At 72.1% G+C, this 15,866-nt stretch carries 17 protein-coding genes and 1 riboswitch; of the genes, 8 read left to right on the top strand and 9 right to left on the bottom strand.

The window, feature by feature from the left end; translation table 11 throughout:
- Positions 1 to 6: 6 nt before the first annotated feature.
- Entirely contained in the window at positions 7 to 897 is an 891-nt protein-coding gene (locus ITJ69_RS00270) for an alpha/beta hydrolase family protein (RefSeq protein ID WP_194671691.1), read from the bottom strand.
- A gap of 126 nt (positions 898 to 1,023) precedes the next feature.
- Here ITJ69_RS00270 and ITJ69_RS00265 point away from each other — a divergent pair, with 126 nt between their 5' ends.
- From ITJ69_RS00265 to ITJ69_RS00245, 5 genes are all read left to right on the top strand, one after another.
- On the top strand, positions 1,024 to 3,480 hold the full coding sequence (locus ITJ69_RS00265; protein ID WP_323742852.1) for a GH92 family glycosyl hydrolase: 2,457 nt from the start codon (positions 1,024 to 1,026) through the stop codon (positions 3,478 to 3,480).
- Positions 3,481 to 3,547: 67 nt separating this feature from the next.
- Positions 3,548 to 3,826 (top strand): hypothetical protein, encoded by a 279-nt coding sequence (locus ITJ69_RS00260; protein WP_194671690.1) that lies wholly within the window; start codon positions 3,548 to 3,550, stop codon positions 3,824 to 3,826.
- Positions 3,823 to 5,694: an alpha/beta hydrolase gene (locus ITJ69_RS00255; RefSeq protein ID WP_194671689.1), complete on the top strand. Its 1,872-nt coding sequence runs from the start codon at positions 3,823 to 3,825 to the stop codon at positions 5,692 to 5,694. The genes ITJ69_RS00260 and ITJ69_RS00255 overlap by 4 nt, the downstream gene beginning before the upstream one ends.
- A 19-nt stretch (positions 5,695 to 5,713) precedes the next feature.
- Positions 5,714 to 6,241 carry a hypothetical protein gene (locus ITJ69_RS00250; protein WP_243649375.1) on the top strand — a complete coding sequence of 176 codons (528 nt, stop codon included), beginning with the start codon at positions 5,714 to 5,716 and terminating at the stop codon, positions 6,239 to 6,241.
- A 48-nt stretch (positions 6,242 to 6,289) separates the two neighbouring features.
- Positions 6,290 to 6,592: a hypothetical protein gene (locus ITJ69_RS00245; protein ID WP_131921940.1), complete on the top strand. Its 303-nt coding sequence runs from the start codon at positions 6,290 to 6,292 to the stop codon at positions 6,590 to 6,592.
- Here ITJ69_RS00245 and nagA read toward each other — a convergent pair whose 3' ends face one another.
- From nagA to clpS, 8 genes are all read right to left on the bottom strand, one after another.
- On the bottom strand, positions 6,593 to 7,759 hold the full coding sequence (gene nagA / locus ITJ69_RS00240) for an N-acetylglucosamine-6-phosphate deacetylase (protein ID WP_194671688.1): 1,167 nt from the start codon (positions 7,757 to 7,759) through the stop codon (positions 6,593 to 6,595).
- Positions 7,756 to 8,163: a YrdB family protein gene (locus tag ITJ69_RS00235; RefSeq protein ID WP_194671687.1), complete on the bottom strand. Its 408-nt coding sequence runs from the start codon at positions 8,161 to 8,163 to the stop codon at positions 7,756 to 7,758. Before ITJ69_RS00235 ends, nagA begins: the two co-directional genes overlap by 4 nt.
- 8 nt (positions 8,164 to 8,171) lie before the next feature.
- Positions 8,172 to 9,077 (bottom strand): formyltetrahydrofolate deformylase, encoded by a 906-nt coding sequence (gene purU / locus ITJ69_RS00230; RefSeq protein WP_228504526.1) that lies wholly within the window; start codon positions 9,075 to 9,077, stop codon positions 8,172 to 8,174.
- Between the two features lie 39 nt (positions 9,078 to 9,116).
- Positions 9,117 to 10,457, bottom strand: coding sequence for an MFS transporter (locus tag ITJ69_RS00225; protein ID WP_194671686.1), 1,341 nt, complete (start codon positions 10,455 to 10,457; stop codon positions 9,117 to 9,119).
- Between the two features lie 100 nt (positions 10,458 to 10,557).
- Positions 10,558 to 10,983: a MarR family winged helix-turn-helix transcriptional regulator gene (locus ITJ69_RS00220; RefSeq protein WP_194671685.1), complete on the bottom strand. Its 426-nt coding sequence runs from the start codon at positions 10,981 to 10,983 to the stop codon at positions 10,558 to 10,560.
- Between the two features lie 76 nt (positions 10,984 to 11,059).
- Positions 11,060 to 11,986 (bottom strand): GNAT family N-acetyltransferase, encoded by a 927-nt coding sequence (locus ITJ69_RS20805; RefSeq protein ID WP_194671684.1) that lies wholly within the window; start codon positions 11,984 to 11,986, stop codon positions 11,060 to 11,062.
- Positions 11,983 to 12,459, bottom strand: coding sequence for a DUF2017 family protein (locus ITJ69_RS00210; protein WP_123340930.1), 477 nt, complete (start codon positions 12,457 to 12,459; stop codon positions 11,983 to 11,985). The genes ITJ69_RS20805 and ITJ69_RS00210 overlap by 4 nt, the downstream gene beginning before the upstream one ends.
- On the bottom strand, positions 12,456 to 12,761 hold the full coding sequence (gene clpS, locus ITJ69_RS00205; protein ID WP_194671683.1) for an ATP-dependent Clp protease adapter ClpS: 306 nt from the start codon (positions 12,759 to 12,761) through the stop codon (positions 12,456 to 12,458). Before clpS ends, ITJ69_RS00210 begins: the two co-directional genes overlap by 4 nt.
- Positions 12,762 to 12,798: 37 nt before the next feature.
- Positions 12,799 to 12,884, top strand: a riboswitch (ZMP/ZTP riboswitch).
- A gap of 53 nt (positions 12,885 to 12,937) precedes the next feature.
- Between clpS and glyA the strand changes: the two genes are divergently transcribed.
- From glyA to ITJ69_RS00190, 3 genes are all read left to right on the top strand, one after another.
- A complete protein-coding gene (gene glyA / locus ITJ69_RS00200) occupies positions 12,938 to 14,242 on the top strand; it encodes a serine hydroxymethyltransferase (RefSeq protein WP_333925078.1) in 1,305 nt (434 codons plus the stop codon).
- A gap of 17 nt (positions 14,243 to 14,259) precedes the next feature.
- Positions 14,260 to 15,171, top strand: coding sequence for a tetrahydrofolate dehydrogenase/cyclohydrolase catalytic domain-containing protein (locus ITJ69_RS00195; protein WP_131921967.1), 912 nt, complete (start codon positions 14,260 to 14,262; stop codon positions 15,169 to 15,171).
- A 173-nt stretch (positions 15,172 to 15,344) separates the two neighbouring features.
- Positions 15,345 to 15,848 (top strand): hypothetical protein, encoded by a 504-nt coding sequence (locus tag ITJ69_RS00190; RefSeq protein ID WP_194671682.1) that lies wholly within the window; start codon positions 15,345 to 15,347, stop codon positions 15,846 to 15,848.
- Positions 15,849 to 15,866 lie beyond the last annotated feature (18 nt).

The raw sequence follows: 15,866 nt of genomic DNA, 5'->3' as shown, positions 1-15,866 counted from the left end.
ATCCGTTCACGTGGGCAGCAGGTGCCGGAGTGCCGCTTCCGTGATGCGCGCCGGCATCGTGTGGCCGCCGTCGAACACCTCGGTCGTCGCGACACCCGGAGGGAACGCGTCGAGGACGCGCCGGACGCCGGCGAGGGGGAACAGTCCGTCGTCCCGTCCCGCCGCGACGAGGACCGGTTGATCAACGGCCGACGCGACCAGGGGGACGTCGCCAGCGGCGGTGAGTCCCGGGACGAACCAGGCCGGGTTGTGGCGGATCCGAGCGTCCTCGAACGAGGCCAGCGTACCGAGTCCGCAGCTGACCACGCCCCGCGTGAGTCGGGCGTCCACGGCGAGTGCGAACAGCGCCACCTGTCCGCCGAGGGAGTGTCCGACGATGCCGAGTTCGGTGTCGGCAGTACTCGTCTCGATCATCCAGGACGTCACCGTGGCGATGTCACGCGAGTGCTTCGCCTGCAGGCTGCTGCCGTCCGCCACACGGAAGAGCGCGTCGAGGCGTTCGTCGGCCGCCGGGTCGTCAGTCCAGTCGCGTCGGCGTTCCTCGAAACCGATCAGATCGGGGATGACCACGCGGGCCCCACTGCGAGCGAGCACCACGCCGTAGGCGAGAGTCGGATCCCCCGCCCGCCCGGCGGCCTCGCTCTTCCCGGAGGTGAAGTCGCCCGCGTGCTGGTGGACGGCGATGACGTCCGTTCCCGTGCCGTGGTCCGGGGTCAGGAGGAAGCAGGGGATGGTGTCGCCGTCGGCCGTGTCCAGCTCGACGCGTGCCCACCGCACCGACCCGTCGCGTCCGAGCGGCTCCAGGCGGACCGCCACCGGACGGAGCTCGTCAGGGGACGGCAGCCCGAGCAGGTCGCGGACGCGTCGTCGGGCCGGTTCGTCGGTCGTCGACACCATGCCCGGACGCTACCAGCGGCGGTGAACCCGCCTGTGGGCCCCGAACACGCCGACCGTGGTGAACAGCAGGAGAGGGCTCGGTGACGGATCGCGCGTCCCCCGTCCGAGGGGGCTAGCGTCGCCGACGTGAACCGTTCTCGCGTGCACCGTCGCCCGCTCGTCCGCCCGCTCCCGCTCGCCGCGGTGGCCACGATCGCCGCGCTGCTCGGGACGGGGGTCGTCGCCGCGCCGGCCGTCGCCTCGCCGTCAGGGCAGGCAGCGCAGGCGGGGCGGACTGTCTCCGATCCCGCCCGGTACGTCGACCCGTTCATCGGCACGAGCGGCGACGGCAACACCTGGCCCGGCGCGACCGCACCGTTCGGCATGCTCCAGTGGAGTCCCACCGGCACCGCGGGCGACCAGACCTCGACGCCGGTCGCGAACGGCTACTCGTACGACGTGAACCGGCTGCGCGGGTTCAGCCTGACGCACCTGAACGGTGCCGGCTGCGCGCCGGGGGCCGCCGGTGACGTGCCGATCATGCCGGTCACGACCCCGATCACGACGTCGCCGTCGGCCGACTCCACCGACGCGGTCTACGCCGCCGGCTACTCGCACGACGACGAGTCCGCGAGCCCCGGGCGCTACGGCGTCGCACTCGACAACGGCGTCCGCACCGACCTCGCCGTCACCACCCGGGCCGGGATCGGCGAGTTCGCGTTCCCCGCCGGGAAGGCCGCGAACCTGCTCTTCCGCACATCGAACTCGATCAACGGCAGCGAGGCCGCGACCACCCGCGTCGACGCCCGCACCCGCACAGTGAGCGGCAGCGTCCTCACCGGCGGCTTCTGCAGCCGCCGGGCGAACGGCGGCGGGGCCACCAACCCCGACCGGCGCAGCTACTACCGGCTGTTCTTCACGGCCACCTTCGACAAGGCGTTCACGAGCACCGGCACCTGGCAGGACGGCACGGTCCGACCGGGAGGCACGTCCTCCTCCGGTGGGGAGGGCTACCTGACCGGCGCCGACCGTGCCGGACGCGGCTCCGGCGCATGGGTCGGGTTCGACGCGCGTCGCGGTGCGACGGTGCACGCGAAGATCGGCATCTCGTACGTGAGCGCCGCAGGAGCGATCGCGAACCGCGACGGCGAGGTGACCCAGCGCTCGACCGTCGCCAGCGTGGCGGCCGGCACACGGGCCTCCTGGAACCGCGAACTGTCGCGTCTGCGCGTCGGAGGCGGCACCGCGGACCGCACCACCCAGCTGTACACGTCCGTGTACCACGCGCTCATGCAGCCGAACACGCTGAACGACCGCGACGGCCGCTACCTCGGGCCGGACCAGCGGGTGCACCGCATGGACCGAGGGCACCGCGCCGTCTACGGCACGTACTCCGGGTGGGACCAGTACCGGGCGCAGATCCAACTGCTCGCACTGCTGCGGCCGGACGTCGCCGGGGACATGGCGCAGTCGATGCTGCGGTTCGCCCAGCAGAACGGTGGGGTGTGGGACCGCTGGCTCCACCTCGGGGCGCCGACGCACGTGATGACGGGTGACCCCTCGGCCGCGACCCTCGCCACCTGGTACGCGATGGGGGTCCGGAACTTCGACGTGCGGGCCGCCTACGCCTCGCTGAAGCACCAGGCGACCGTCGAGAACGCCGACGCCGAGAGCGACATCGGGTGCCCGGGGCAGTGCCTGGCCCAACGCCCGGCGCTCGACGAGTACCTGCAGCGCCAGTACGCCGCGAACGACGACTGCTCGTGCTGGGGCGGCGCTGCCGAGACGCTGGAGGACTCGATCTCCGACAGTGCGCTCGGGTACTGGGCGGGTTCCCTGGGGCTGCGCTCGGACGCCCGGATGTTCGCGGAGCGCGGGGCCTACTGGAAGAACACCTTCAACGCGGCCGTCGGACACCAGGCCGCTCGCCAGGCCGACGGATCGTGGACGCCCGACTGGTCGCCCTCGACCGGCACCGGGTTCGCGCAGGGGACGAGTGCGCAGTACACCTGGCTCGTGCCGCAGGACGTACGGGGGCTGTCGACGGCCCTGGGTGGCGACGATGCCGCTTCCGCTCGGTTGGACGCGTTCTTCCACGACAGCACTGGTGCGTTCGCGGTGACCGGCGGCGACGCCACGAAGTTCGACCCGACCAACGAGCCCGACATCCACACGCCGTGGATGTACAACGCCCTCGGCAAACCGTGGAAGACGCAGGAGACCGTGCGCCGGGTCGTCGACGACGCCTACACGACCGGGCCGAGCGGGCTGCCGGGCAACGACGACCTGGGCACGATGAGTGCCTGGTACGTCTTCGCGTCGATCGGGTTGTTCCCGCAGACGCCGGGGCGGGCGGAGATGCTCATCGGCAGCCCGACGTTCAGCACGGTCGACATCCGGCGGTCGAGCGGGGAGCGGATCGTCGTCCGGTCCTCCGGCACCGCGCCGTACGTGCACGGTGCGCGGTTGGACGGGCGGACCCTCGAGAAGTCGTGGGTCCCGGCGTCCTTCGTCACCCGCGGCGGCACGCTGTCGCTCCGGGTCGGGGACGCGGCGGACACGACGTGGGCGAGCGGCGCTCGGGGGCGCCCGATCGACCGGTGAACAGCGCTTGACACGTCGTACTCCAGTACTGATATGTTGACCCCGTCCGGAGGGCGGAAGGGGCAGCATGGGGGATCTGGTGGTCGACCTGTCGACGATGCAGGCGGTGTCACGAGGGGTCCTGCAGGCGGCTGGTGACTTCCGGTCGGAGCGTGCGCTGTCCGGGGCGGACAGCGGCACGTTCGGGTCGGTGACGGTGGAGTCGGCATTCGTCCTGTCTGCCAGCGCCCTCGACGCGATGATCCGTTCGCTCGGCGACGACGCGGACACCCTGGGCGGGTACGTGACCACCGCTGCCGAAGCGGTCCTGCGCGCCGACGCCGACCTCGCCCGGCGGGTCCGGTGAGCGCCGACCCCACCGCCGGAGACCCGGACGGCATCCAACGCGTCGCCCGCCTGCACGACGAGCACGCGGATGCCGTCCGCGACGGAGCCCGTCAGGTACTCGTCGCGGCGGAGACCGCGGCGGCCGGGTGGCAGGGTGCAGCACAGCAGCAGTTCCTCACGGTCGCAGCGACGGTGCCGGCGAGTGCGCACCGCGTCGCCGCACGGTTGGACGCCGCGGCGACGGCGCTCGCCGACTACGCGCGCGAGGTCCAGCAGATCCAGGACGACGCCGCTCGCCTGCAGACGGCGCTCCGGAACACGGCCGACGACATCGCGGTGAACGCGCGGGCGGTCCGCGCCGCGACCCGGACGGCGGCCGGACCCGATGCGGTCGAGGCGGACGAGGTCCTCCTGCAGCAGGTGCAGAACAGCGGCGTCTGGCTCGCGGGGCTCGAGGCGCGGTTGTCGGCGCAGTGGGACGAGCTCGTCGCCCGACGCGCTGCCGCGGACCGTGCGGCTGCGTCTGCGCTCGACGACCGAGCGGTGCTCGGCGGCCTGGTCTCAGCTGCGGCCGCCCGGGCGATGAGCGACGGGCAGTTCACGACCTGGCTCGGCACCCTCGACCACGAGAGCATCGCGGCGCTGCGGGACGACCCGCGCATCGCCCGGCGTCTCGCAGGGCTCGACGCCACCGACGTCGCCGGGTGGTGGCAGGCGATGTCCGGCCCGGACGGAGCGCCGTCGGCAGTCCAGCGGGCGTTCGTCGTGGCGTTGCCCACGGTGATCGGGAACCTGAACGGCGTCGCGTACTGGGCACGAGCCCGGGCGAACACGACGGCCCTGGTCGACCGGCTCGCCCACGCAGAACGGCAGGTCGCGCACTGGCGGGAGCAGCTCGACGACGCGAAGACCCCGGCCGGAGCTGCCGCCGCCCGAGCGGAGCTGTCCACGTGGTCGCGGCAGCGCGATGCCTACCGGAACATCCAGGACACCCTCGACACGACCCCGGTGTCGCTCGTGTCACTCGTCGACGACCGTCCGCCACTCGCGCAGATCGTCGCCGGTGACCTCGACCGCGCCGCGCACGTCAGCGTCATCGTGCCGGGCATGAACACCGCGACGGACCAAGACGGCACGGTGCAGAACTACGGCAAGATCGCGATGGGGATGCGCGCTGAGCAGGTCCGCGTGTCCGGCGTCCGCGCCGGCGACATCGCCGTGGTGTCCTGGATCGGGTACCACCCACCGATGGCCGACGACCCGTCGTTCGCGGCCGTCGTCGCGAACGGCCGCGCGCACGAGGGCGCCGACCGGCTGGTGGCCGACCTCGACGGGTTCCATGCGGCACGCGCCGCCGCCGGACGCGACGCCGACCTCACCGTGCTGGGGCACTCCTACGGCACGAACGTGGCGACGATCGCGTTGACGAGGACCCACGCCGACCACGTGGTGCTGCTCGGCTCGGCCGGGGTCACGGACGTCGCACCGAAGGCTTCGGCGCTGCACGTGCCGGCGGGCGAGGTCTTCGCCAGCCAGGGTGCCGAGGACGGCTGGGCCGTCACCGGCCAGAACCTTTCGGGTCGGCGGGATCCGACCGAGTCCTCGTGGGACGCACACGAGTTCAGCTCGGAGACCCAGCGGGGCAGCGACGGCACGCTGCACGGGGTCACGCAGCACGGCCCCTACGTCGGCGGGAACGGTGACGGCCGGTACTCGTACTTCGACGACGGCACCACGGCCCAGCACAACAGCGCGCGGGCAGCGATGGGACTCGGCAGCACGATCCCCGAACAGGGCGGTCCCTTCGACCGGATGCGACAGCAGACGATGGACGATTGGCTGATGTTCGGCTGGCAGACAGGACTCACCGGTGACCCGAGGCTCTGAACGGTGGGGCGGAGCCGTCGTGGCATCGATCGCCGTCACGATGCTGTTGGCCGGGTGCGCCGACGTCGCCCCGTACTCCCCGATGCAGAAGGACACGTCGATGAACGTCGAAGAATCCCACCAGGACGTCCTGGACGTCTTCGCTGCCGTCCGGTCGGTCGTCGGCGAGGACGGCTGGGGCGATGACGATCCCGCATGGTTCATCTGCGGTACAGGGAGCCACGAAGCGGCTCAGTACTCGTACTCGGCGACCCGTCGGCTGCCGCTGCCCGGTACGCCCGAGCAGGTCGCCCGGCGCGTCGTGACGGCGCTCGCCGCTGTCGGGTACGACGGCGCACGGGTGCAGCGCGACGCGACACTGACGCCGGAGCGGACGGTCATCGGCTACCCGAACGGCTACCTCGGCGGTACCGCGAGCGACGGGTTCGCCGTCATGTTCCAGGTGTACGAGTCCCACGCCGACGTGTCCATCTACGGGCACTGCGTGCCGGGGAGGGCACCGAAGTTCGGTGAACCACTGAACCCACGCCCCACCGATCTGCCCTGACCGACGGGCCGGCAGGCCCTACGATCGACCCGACAGAGGGGGACCACCATGACCGAACTCGCCGACTGGGAGACCGAGGGCGCCAAGGCCCGACCGACGACCCCGGACGATCGCAACCGGCCACCAGCACCGGCCGCCCTGCGCGCCACGACCTGGATCGGGGGGCTGCTGCTCATCGCGGCGGTGTTCGTGTTCGTGGGTGCGTCGTCCCTCGGCGTGCGCGAGGACGAGTCCGAGGTGCACTTCCTCACCCGGCTCGTCATCGTGGTCGTCATCGGGGTCGCCGTCGCCGGGCTCGGCGCGGTCGCCCTGCTGCTCCGGCTCGTCGCGGGGGCACTCGTCCGGCGCTGATCAGCGCAGCTCGCGCCCGCCGCCCCACACCCGCTGCACCTCGAGCGCCGGGGACAGCGCCACGAGGTCGGCCGCGTACCCCGGCGCGAGCCGCCCCAGTCGGTCGCCGAGCCCCAGCGCCGCGGCCGGCACGCTCGTCAGGGCCGCGACGGCCTCGGGCAGCGTCCGTCCGGCGAGCGAGACCGCGTTCCGCAACGCCACGTCCTGCGTCAACGTCGACCCCGCGATGGTGTCGGTCCCGGCGACGTGCGCGACGCCGTCCGTCACGGTGACGTCGAGCGACCCCAGTCGGTACGAACCGTCGGCAGCGCCCGCAGCACCCATGGCGTCGGTGATGAGCGCCACCCGGCCCGGGGCAGCGCGGAACAGGGTGTCCGAGACGACCGGGTGCACGTGCACGGCGTCCAGGATGAGCTCGAGCGTCACCCGGTCGTCGGCCACCGCGGCACCGATCGGCCCCGGGGCGCGGTGGTGCAGCCCCGGCATCGCGTTGAACGCGTGGGTCAGCAGCGTCGCACCGGCGTCGAACGCGGCACGGGCCTGGTCGTAGGTGCCGACGGTGTGGCCGACGGCGACGGTGACCCCGGCGGCGACGAACCGGCGGACGGCGTCGAGCGCGCCCGGCAGTTCCGGCGCGATGGTGACCTGGCGGATGACGCCCTCGCCGGCCTCGAGCAGTGCGTCGACCGCTGCGGGAGACGGGTCGATGAGGAACGACTCGTTGTGGGCGCCCTTGTTGTGCGGGGACAGGAACGGCCCCTCCAGGTGCACGCCGAGCACGAGCGGGTCGGTCGCCATCACGGCACGGATCCGTGCAAGCGAGTCCGCGAGCGCAGGGACCGGGTTCGCGACGAGGGACAGGACCGACCGGGTCGTGCCGTGCGCCCGGTGGACGGCCAGCGACTCGGCGAAGGAGTCGTCCTCGTACGACTCGGTCGCACCGCCGTGCCCGTGCAGGTCGGTGAACCCGGGCGTCAGGACCGCGTCACCCAGGTCGACGACCTGGTCCGCCGCGGGGGCTTCGGGGCCGGAGCCGACCGCGTGCACCACGTCACCGGCGAGCAGGACCCAGCCGTCCGCCGTGGACCCGGCCGCGTCGACGACGCGGGAAGCGCGCACCAGGGTGCGCTGGGCCTCCCGGCCGGCCTGGAGGCCCGTGACGGTCATGCGGTCTCCCTGCGGAACGCGATCACGCCGCTCAGGGCGGCGACCACGATGAAGACGAAGCCCACGACCGGGTGGCCGATGGAGATCCAGGACGCGCCCGCGGCGATGACCAACGCGACCTCGACGATCGTCTTGCCGACGATGTCGGTCTCGATCGGCGACGCCGGCGAGCGGAAGAAGTACCAGACGACGGCCGCGAACAGCGGAGCGCCGACCATGAACAGGTAACCGGGCAATGGGAGCTGCCACGACCAGTAGCCCCAGAACGCCAGGGAGAGCAGACCGAACGTGCAGACCAGGACGCGGAGCACGCGCCAGACGTCGAACGGCCGTCGCTGCCTGCCGGCGGGTGCCGGGCCGGGGACTGCTTCCCAGTCGACGGGGGACTGCGGGGCGTTCGTCATGGTGCTGCCTACTTGAAGATGATGGTGCGGGCGCCGTCGAGCAGGACGCGGTCCTCGGCGATCCAGCGCACTGCCTGGGTGAGGGTGCGGGACTCTTCGTCCTGGCCGATGGAGACCAGCTCGGCGGGGTCCTTCGTGTGGTCCACGCGCACGACGTTCTGCTCGATGATCGGGCCCTCGTCGAGGTCGCTCGTGACGAAGTGGGCCGTCGCGCCGATGAGCTTCACGCCGCGGGCGTGCGCCTGGCGGTAGGGGTTTGCGCCCTTGAAGCCGGGCAAGAACGAGTGGTGGATGTTGACCGCACGGCCCTCGAGCGCCGCGCAGAGCTCCGGCGACAGGATCTGCATGTAGCGGGCGAGCACGACGAGTTCGATGTCGTGCTCCTCGACGGCTTCGAGCACACGGCGCTCCATGGCCGCCTTGCTGTCCGCGTCGGTGACCGGACGGTGCTCGAACGGCACCGAGTAGAACGACGCGAGCTCGGACAGGTCCGGGTGGTTGGACAGCACGAGCGGGACCTCGATCGGCAGCTGCCCACCGCGCTGGCGGTAGAGCAGGTCGTTGAGGCAGTGGCCGGCCTTCGACACGAGGACGAGGCTGCGCAGCGGGCGACCGACGACGTCGAGCTGGACGCGGGCGTCGTACCGGGCGGCGACGGGGGCGAGGGCCGCCTCGAAGGTCGCACGGTCCACCGGAGCCATGACCTGCAGGCGCATGAAGAACGTGTTCGTGTCGACGCTCGAGAACTGCTGCGACTCGGTGATGTTGCCGTTGGCGGCGACGACCGCTCCGGAGACGGCGTGCACGATCCCGGGCTGGTCGTCACAGACGAGCGTCAGGGTCCAGTGCGTGGGGGTCGGGTCGGTCACCGGATCAGGGTACCGGGCGTGAGGAGCGCGGTGCTTCGTGAGCAGAAATGGTCGAGTGCCGTCACGCGACCCGACCATTTCTGCTCACGAAGCGGGCGTGGCGGCGGCGGCCGTGCGGAGGCGGCGGTCGGCCAGGGTCAGGACCGTCAGGAGCACCGCGACCCCGAGGATCACCCACGCCAGCACGTGCAGGTCCGGTGTGGTCGGGGCCTGGCCGAACACGCCACCGATGAGCGACGAGGCCCCGATCGCCCCGATGTACACCGCCGTGCGGGACAGCCCGGCCGCGGTGCCGATGTACGACGCGGGCACGAGCCGGTACAGCGCCGCCTGGTTCGACACCGACGCCAGCGCCTGCGGGACGCCGAACAGCGCCGGCGCCAGCGCGAGCAGCACGACCGGCGACCCGGTGTGCAGGAAGAGCAGGAGCGCCCCGCCGACGATCGGCACGACGGCCGCGACGATCAGGGGTCCGCGCACGACGGTCTTCCGGGCGACGACGAACGACGCGATCCCGGCCACGATCGCGGCCGGCAGCTGGATGTACCCGGCGACGTCGCTCGAGTACCCGGCGACGTCCTGCACCCACTGCGAGAACCCGTAGGTCATCGTGTACGCGAGCAGGTAGGTCAGGAACAGTCGCACGTAGGTGCGGGACAGCGCGCCGTTCCGCGCGAGCATCCGGACGTCCACGAACGGCCGGACCGCGCGCAGCTCCCACAGCACGAGAGCGACGAGCAGCACGATCGCCACCGCGAGCAGCCACCACAGCCCGGCGGACAGGTCGAGCAGGAACACGAGCAGCGCCGAGACGGTGCCCGTCATGAGCAGCATGCCGAACGGGTCGAGCGCCTGCAGGACGGGCAGGGCCTCGTCGTCACGCGGACGGAGACGGTCGGACGGCAGCCACATCGACGCGACGACGATGCCGAACGCCGCCAGGGGCACGTTCACCAGGAAGATCGCGTGCCAGCCGAACGCGGCGATCAGCGCGCCGCCGAGCGGAGGCCCGGCCGCCGCGGACACGAGCGAGGTGATGGACAGCGCTCCGAGCACGAGCGGCGGGGTCGGCTTCCCGATCCGTGCCGAATGCTGTCGGAGGGTGGTGAGGGCCGCCGGGTACGCCGACGAGGTGCCGATGCCGATGAGCACGCGGGCGAACACCGCGCCGCCGAAGCCGGTCAGGAACTCGGGCACGACCCCGGCGACACCGACGATCACGAGCCCGGTCAGGAACACCTTCTTCGGGCCGAAGCGGTCGGCGAGCTTGCCCATCGTCGGCTGCGCGATCGCACTCGCCAGGTACAGGGCGGCGACGAGCCAGATCGCCTGCGTCGCACCGATCCCCAGGTCGCGGGAGATCGGCGTGAGCGCGACGGACACCATCGTGGTGTTGATCGGGTTGAGCAGCGGTCCGACGAGCACCGGGATGAGGAGCTTCGGGCCGAAGCCACTGCCGGTGCTGCCCGGGGCGACGACGGGGGTGGGAGTGGTCGAGGTGGACGTGGGAGTGCTTCTTCCGGGGTCAGCGTTCGGTGAACGGGGCGAGGATCGCGACCGCTCGGGCGACGGTGTCGCGGTCGACGTCGGGCAGCGCGGCGAGCCGGTCGGTCAGGACGCGGGTGCGGGTGGTCCAGGCGTCCTCGCGGGCACGGGCGCCCTGGTCGGTCGCGCGGACGAGCGCACGGCGGCCGTCGGCGGGGTCTGGACGTCGTTCGACGAGGCCGAGGTCCTCGAGCGCCTGGACGGTCGCGCCCATCGACTGCGGCCGGACGCCCTCGGCGCGGGCGAGCTCGGCGACCGTGCTCTCGCCGTACCGCAGCAGGCGGCCGAGCGCGGCGGTCTGGGACGCCGTGACCTCGTCGGCCTTGCCGGTCAGCAGCGTGCGACGGATCCGACCGTAGAGCGTCAGTAGGTCGCCGGCGAGCGCGGTCGGATCGGGTGATTCCATACCGGCACGGTACTACTTCGACAGCACGACTTGCAAGGTAGCCTTGCGAGTCCCGGGTCCGCCGCTCCGGATCGGCTCAGTGCTCGAACACGATGCGGCGCTTCGTCACCACGAAGCCGGCCCGTTCGAACGCCCGGCGCATCGGGGTGTTCGTCGCGTCCGTCGTGCCGACCACCTTCGGCTCCACGGCCTCGGCGTGCACGCGCAGCCCCTCGGCGAGCAGGCCGTCGACCACACCGCGGCCACGGTGCTGCGGCAGCACGCCGATGAAGCTGATCGCCGCGTCGTACGCCGTCCGCGTCGCCAGGACGAACCCGACCACCAGGCCGTCGGCGTCGAGCGCGATCCGCCAGCCGTCGCGCGACCCCGGCAGCGAGCGGTAGAACTCGAGATCGTCGGCGGCGGCGCCCCGCGGGCCGAGTTCGTCCACCGACGCCACGGTGTGGGCGTCGAGGCTCCCCACCGCGACGCGGGCGAACAGGTCCACGAACTCGTCGTCGTCACCCGACCGGAAGCGCAGCGAGGACGGCATCGGCACTCCGTGGTCCGGCGTCCACGCCACACTCACCCGCTCCGTCGACCGTCCGAGCCCCGCCGACCGGGCGGCCGCCGTGCGCCACGACACCGCGGCGACGGCCTCGGGGTCGTCGTGCCAGTCCACCGCGACGTCGACGATCCACTCCGGTCGCGCCCCGAACGCAGCGGTCCCCGCCGTGATCAACCCGGCGGCGATCGCCACCTGCTCGTCCTCGGGCACGTCCGGAGCCACCAGCAGGTCGTCGAGGGTCGACGGCACCTCGGCGTCCGCGCCACCCCACCAGAGCGCCCGTGCCACCGGACGGCCGTCGCGCTCGGCCAGCCACGACCACCCCGGCCGGTAGTTGTCCGTGCCGGACTCGGCGCGGTACCGGTCCGGACCGATCCACGCGACCGGTTCCGACGTCGAGAACGCGAGCAGGGCCTCCCGGTCGTCCTCGGTGGTCGCGCGGAAGGTGACCGTCACCGCGGGTCGGTCATCGTCGTGATCAGGTGCTCCTGCACGTAGCCGAGCCAGTCGTAGACGTCGCGCAGGCCGACGCCCGCGTCGGCCTCGACCGAACGCTCCTCGTCGTCGGCGTCGACGATCCCGAGGCGGTCCGCGATCGTCAGCCGCAGGTCGGTCAGGGTGCGGAGCCAGGCCTGCTCGTCCTCCGGGTCGAGGGCGCCGTCGCGGGTCCCCGTCAGCCACTCGTGCACGGTCGTCGCGTTCGAGGTCTTCTGCGCCAGCAGGTCGGACTGCGTGTACTTCCGGAACTCCGCGCTGGCGTCGTCGTCGTCCGGGTAGGCGTCCGGGAACATCCGTGTCGCCACCGGGTCCGCTGTCAGGTCGCCGTCGAGCACCTGGCGCAGCTGCTCGGTCAGGGACGTCAGCAACCCGCGCTCGCCGGAGGACATGCCGAGGTGGACGCCGTCGGCCCGGCGGACGAAGGGGATCACGCTTCGGGAGCCTTGTCGACGGTCGCCTGCAGGCCGTAGCCGTGCATCGACTGGACGTGGGCCTCCATGGCCTCGCGCGGACCCGTCGCCACGATGGCCCGACCCTCGGTGTCCACCTGGTGCATGAGCCGCTCCGCATGCGCGCGACCGAAGCCGAAGTGCCGCTGGAAGACGTACGTGACGTACGACATCAGGTTCACCGGGTCGTCCCACACGACGGTGACCCACGGGGTGTCGGCGCGCGCACTGGTGCGTTCGTCCGGGGTGGTCCGTTCGTCCACGTCGGGCGAGGTCAGCGTCATGCATCCAGGGTGACACAGGGCGGGCGGCTCGGTACGATCGTCACGTCGCGACTGGCGTTGGATGGGTCACCATCGGGGAGCGACACCTGACACGGTGCGCGGCCGTACGCCTGGGCTGCACCGACCGATCGTCCGTGCGCGACCCACCGGTCGTCGCCAACCCACGTAGGAGAACCGTGTCCATCACCGATCTGCCCGCCGTCGACGGCTCCGTCGACACCGACCGCGCAGCCTTCAACGCCCCGCTCACCGAGGTCGACCCCGAGATCGCCGCCGTCCTGCAGCAGGAGCTCGGCCGTCAGCGCGACACCCTCGAGATGATCGCGTCCGAGAACTTCGTGCCGCGCGCCGTGCTCGAGTCCCAGGGCTCCGTCCTCACCAACAAGTACGCCGAGGGCTACCCCGGCAAGCGCTACTACGGCGGCTGCGAGTACGTCGACGTCGCCGAGCAGCTCGCCATCGACCGTGCCAAGGCGCTCTTCGGTGCTGCCTACGCGAACGTCCAGCCGCACTCGGGCGCCACGGCCAACGCCGCGGTCCTGCACGCCATCGCCAGCGCCGGCGACACCATCCTCGGCCTCGAGCTCGCGCACGGCGGTCACCTGACCCACGGCATGAAGCTCAACTTCTCCGGCCGCATCTACAACGCCGTCGCGTACGGCGTCGACCCCGAGACGTTCGAGGTCGACTACGACGACATCCGCGCCAAGGCCATCGAGCACCAGCCGAAGGTCCTCATCGCCGGCTGGTCCGCCTACCCGCGCCAGCTCGACTTCGCGAAGTTCCGCGAGATCGCGGACGAGGTCGGCGCCAAGCTCTGGGTCGACATGGCGCACTTCGCCGGCCTCGTCGCCGCCGGTCTGCACCCGTCCCCGGTCCCGCACGCCCACGTCGTCTCGTCGACCGTGCACAAGACCCTCGGCGGCCCCCGCTCGGGCATCATCCTGTCCAACGACGAGACCCTGTTCAAGAAGCTGAACTCCGCGGTCTTCCCGGGCCAGCAGGGCGGCCCGCTCATGCACGTGATCGCCGCCAAGGCCACCGCGTTCCTGCTCGCCGGCACCCCCGAGTTCAAGGCCCGCCAGGAGCGCACCATCCGCGGTGCCCGCTTGCTCGCGGATCGGCTCACGCAGCCGGACGCCCGCGCGGCCGGCGTCGACGTCCTCACCGGTGGCACCGACGTCCACCTGGTGCTCGTCGACCTGCGCACCTCCGAGGTCGACGGCAAGCAGGCCGAAGACCTGCTGCACGAGGTCGGCATCACCGTGAACCGCAACTCCGTGCCGTTCGACCCGCGTCCGCCGATGGTCACCTCGGGTGTCCGCATCGGCACGTCGGCGCTCGCCACGCGTGGCTTCGGCGACGCCGAGTTCACCGAGGTCGCGGACATCATCGCGCTGACCCTCATGCCGAACCCGGACATCGCAGCGCTCTCGGCCCGGGTGAAGACCCTGACCGACGCGTTCCCCCTCTACGCGTGAGCGACGCCCTGACCCCCCTGCCCGTCGAGCGATGGGCGGGGGAGGGCTCGGCGGTCCGCATCGACGGCACCGCCCTCGCTGCCCGGACCCTCGACGAACTGCGGGTCCGCATCGATCGGTTGCACGAGCACGGCATCCGTCCGGGGCTCGGCACGATCCTGGTCGGGGAGAACCCGGGTTCCCTGTCCTACGTCGCGGGCAAGCACCGCGACTCGGCGCAGATCGGGCTCGACTCGCACCGCATCGACCTGCCGGCGACGGCATCCGCCGCAGACATCCGCGCCGCGATCCTGCAGATGAACGACGACCCCCGGGTCACCGCGTTCATCGTGCAGCTGCCGCTGCCGGAGGGCATCGACCCGACGCCGATGCTCGAGCTGATGGACCCGTCGAAGGACGCCGACGGCCTGCACCCGACGAACCTCGGTGAGCTCGTGCTCGCCGTGCCCGGTGGTGCCGGCACCATCGACGCGCCCCTGCCCTGCACCCCGCGGGGCATCGTCGCGATGCTCGAGGCGTACGACATCCCGATCCGGGGCGCGCACGTCACGATCATCGGGCAGGGCCTGACGGTCGGCCGGCCGCTCGGTCTGCTGCTCACCCGCCTCGAGGCCACCGCCACCCTGACCCACTCCCTGACGGCGGACGTCGCCGCGGAGTGCCGTCGCGCCGACATCGTCATCGCGGCGGCCGGGGTCGCCGGGCTCGTCAAGCCGGACTGGGTGCAGCCCGGTGCGGCCGTGATCGACGTGGGCATCACCCGCGTGGTGAACGAGGAGACGGGGAAGGCCAAGCTGCACGGGGACGTCGACCCCGCCGTCGCGTCCGTCGCGGGGTTCATGTCGCCGGTTCCCGGCGGCGTCGGCCCGATGACCCGCGCGATGCTCATGAAGAACGTGGTCGAGGCGGCGGAGCGCCACCTGAAGTAGGCGCGCGCGGCGGGCCGTGTGGCGCGCGTTCGCATCGTGAGCAGAAATGGTCGGGTCCCGTCATGGGGCTCGACCATTTCTGCTCACCAGATGCGGCCGGGAGGCGCGGCTCGCCCCCGCCCCGCGCGTTCGGGGGACGGGTGCGGAGCCGCCCCCAGTGCTACGGTCACCGCATGGGGGAGAACGTCCAGACCGCGCCCGTGATGGCGGCCACCGGCAGGAAGCTGCGTCCGCGTGCGTGGGGACTCGCACTCGTCGGGATCGTCGCACTGGTGCTGTCCCCGAACCTGGTGCTCTGGAGCACGTCGTCGGGGTACGGCGGGGTCGACGCAGACGACAACTGGATCGACAACGGCGGCAAGGTCCTCGAGACCGCGCCGGTCACGGTGCAGGTCGAAGGGCACGTCGCGCCGGCCGCACTCGCACTGCTGCTGCTCGTGGTCGTCGTCGGCATCGTCCTGCCGCCGACGCTCGCGCGCTCCGGGCACCGCACCCTCGGCGACATCGTCCGGTACTCGGCGTACCTGGCCGTGCCGGTGTGCATCGTCGTCGGCGTGCTGGTCTACACGGTGTGGCAGAGCCAGTTCGTGGTGGACCAGGTGCAGCACGAGGTGCTGCACCCGCACGGCTTCCCGTGGGGCGGCGTCACCGTCACCACGGGGCACATGACGCGCTGACCCCCGAGTCTCGGCCGC

Source organism: Curtobacterium sp. VKM Ac-2887, from assembly GCF_015350935.1.
Taxonomy (GTDB): domain Bacteria; phylum Actinomycetota; class Actinomycetes; order Actinomycetales; family Microbacteriaceae; genus Curtobacterium.
The sequence above is the reverse complement of the archived record's forward strand: the minus strand, read 5'-3'. Positions and strand labels throughout refer to the sequence as shown.

What these genes read in the sequence shown, in the direction of transcription:
- ITJ69_RS00260 (WP_194671690.1), top strand. Translation starts at nt 3,548, where the DNA reads ATGGGGGATCTGGTGGTCGACCTGTCGACGATGCAGGCGGTGTCACGA.
- clpS (WP_194671683.1), bottom strand. Translation starts at nt 12,761, where the DNA reads ATGACGCTGACCTCGCCCGACGTGGACGAACGGACCACCCCGGACGAA.
- ITJ69_RS00245 (WP_131921940.1), top strand. Translation starts at nt 6,290, where the DNA reads ATGACCGAACTCGCCGACTGGGAGACCGAGGGCGCCAAGGCCCGACCG.
- ITJ69_RS00235 (WP_194671687.1), bottom strand. Translation starts at nt 8,163, where the DNA reads ATGACGAACGCCCCGCAGTCCCCCGTCGACTGGGAAGCAGTCCCCGGC.
- nagA (WP_194671688.1), bottom strand. Translation starts at nt 7,759, where the DNA reads ATGACCGTCACGGGCCTCCAGGCCGGCCGGGAGGCCCAGCGCACCCTG.
- ITJ69_RS00190 (WP_194671682.1), top strand. Translation starts at nt 15,345, where the DNA reads ATGGGGGAGAACGTCCAGACCGCGCCCGTGATGGCGGCCACCGGCAGG.
- ITJ69_RS00270 (WP_194671691.1), bottom strand. Translation starts at nt 897, where the DNA reads ATGGTGTCGACGACCGACGAACCGGCCCGACGACGCGTCCGCGACCTG.
- ITJ69_RS00220 (WP_194671685.1), bottom strand. Translation starts at nt 10,983, where the DNA reads ATGGAATCACCCGATCCGACCGCGCTCGCCGGCGACCTACTGACGCTC.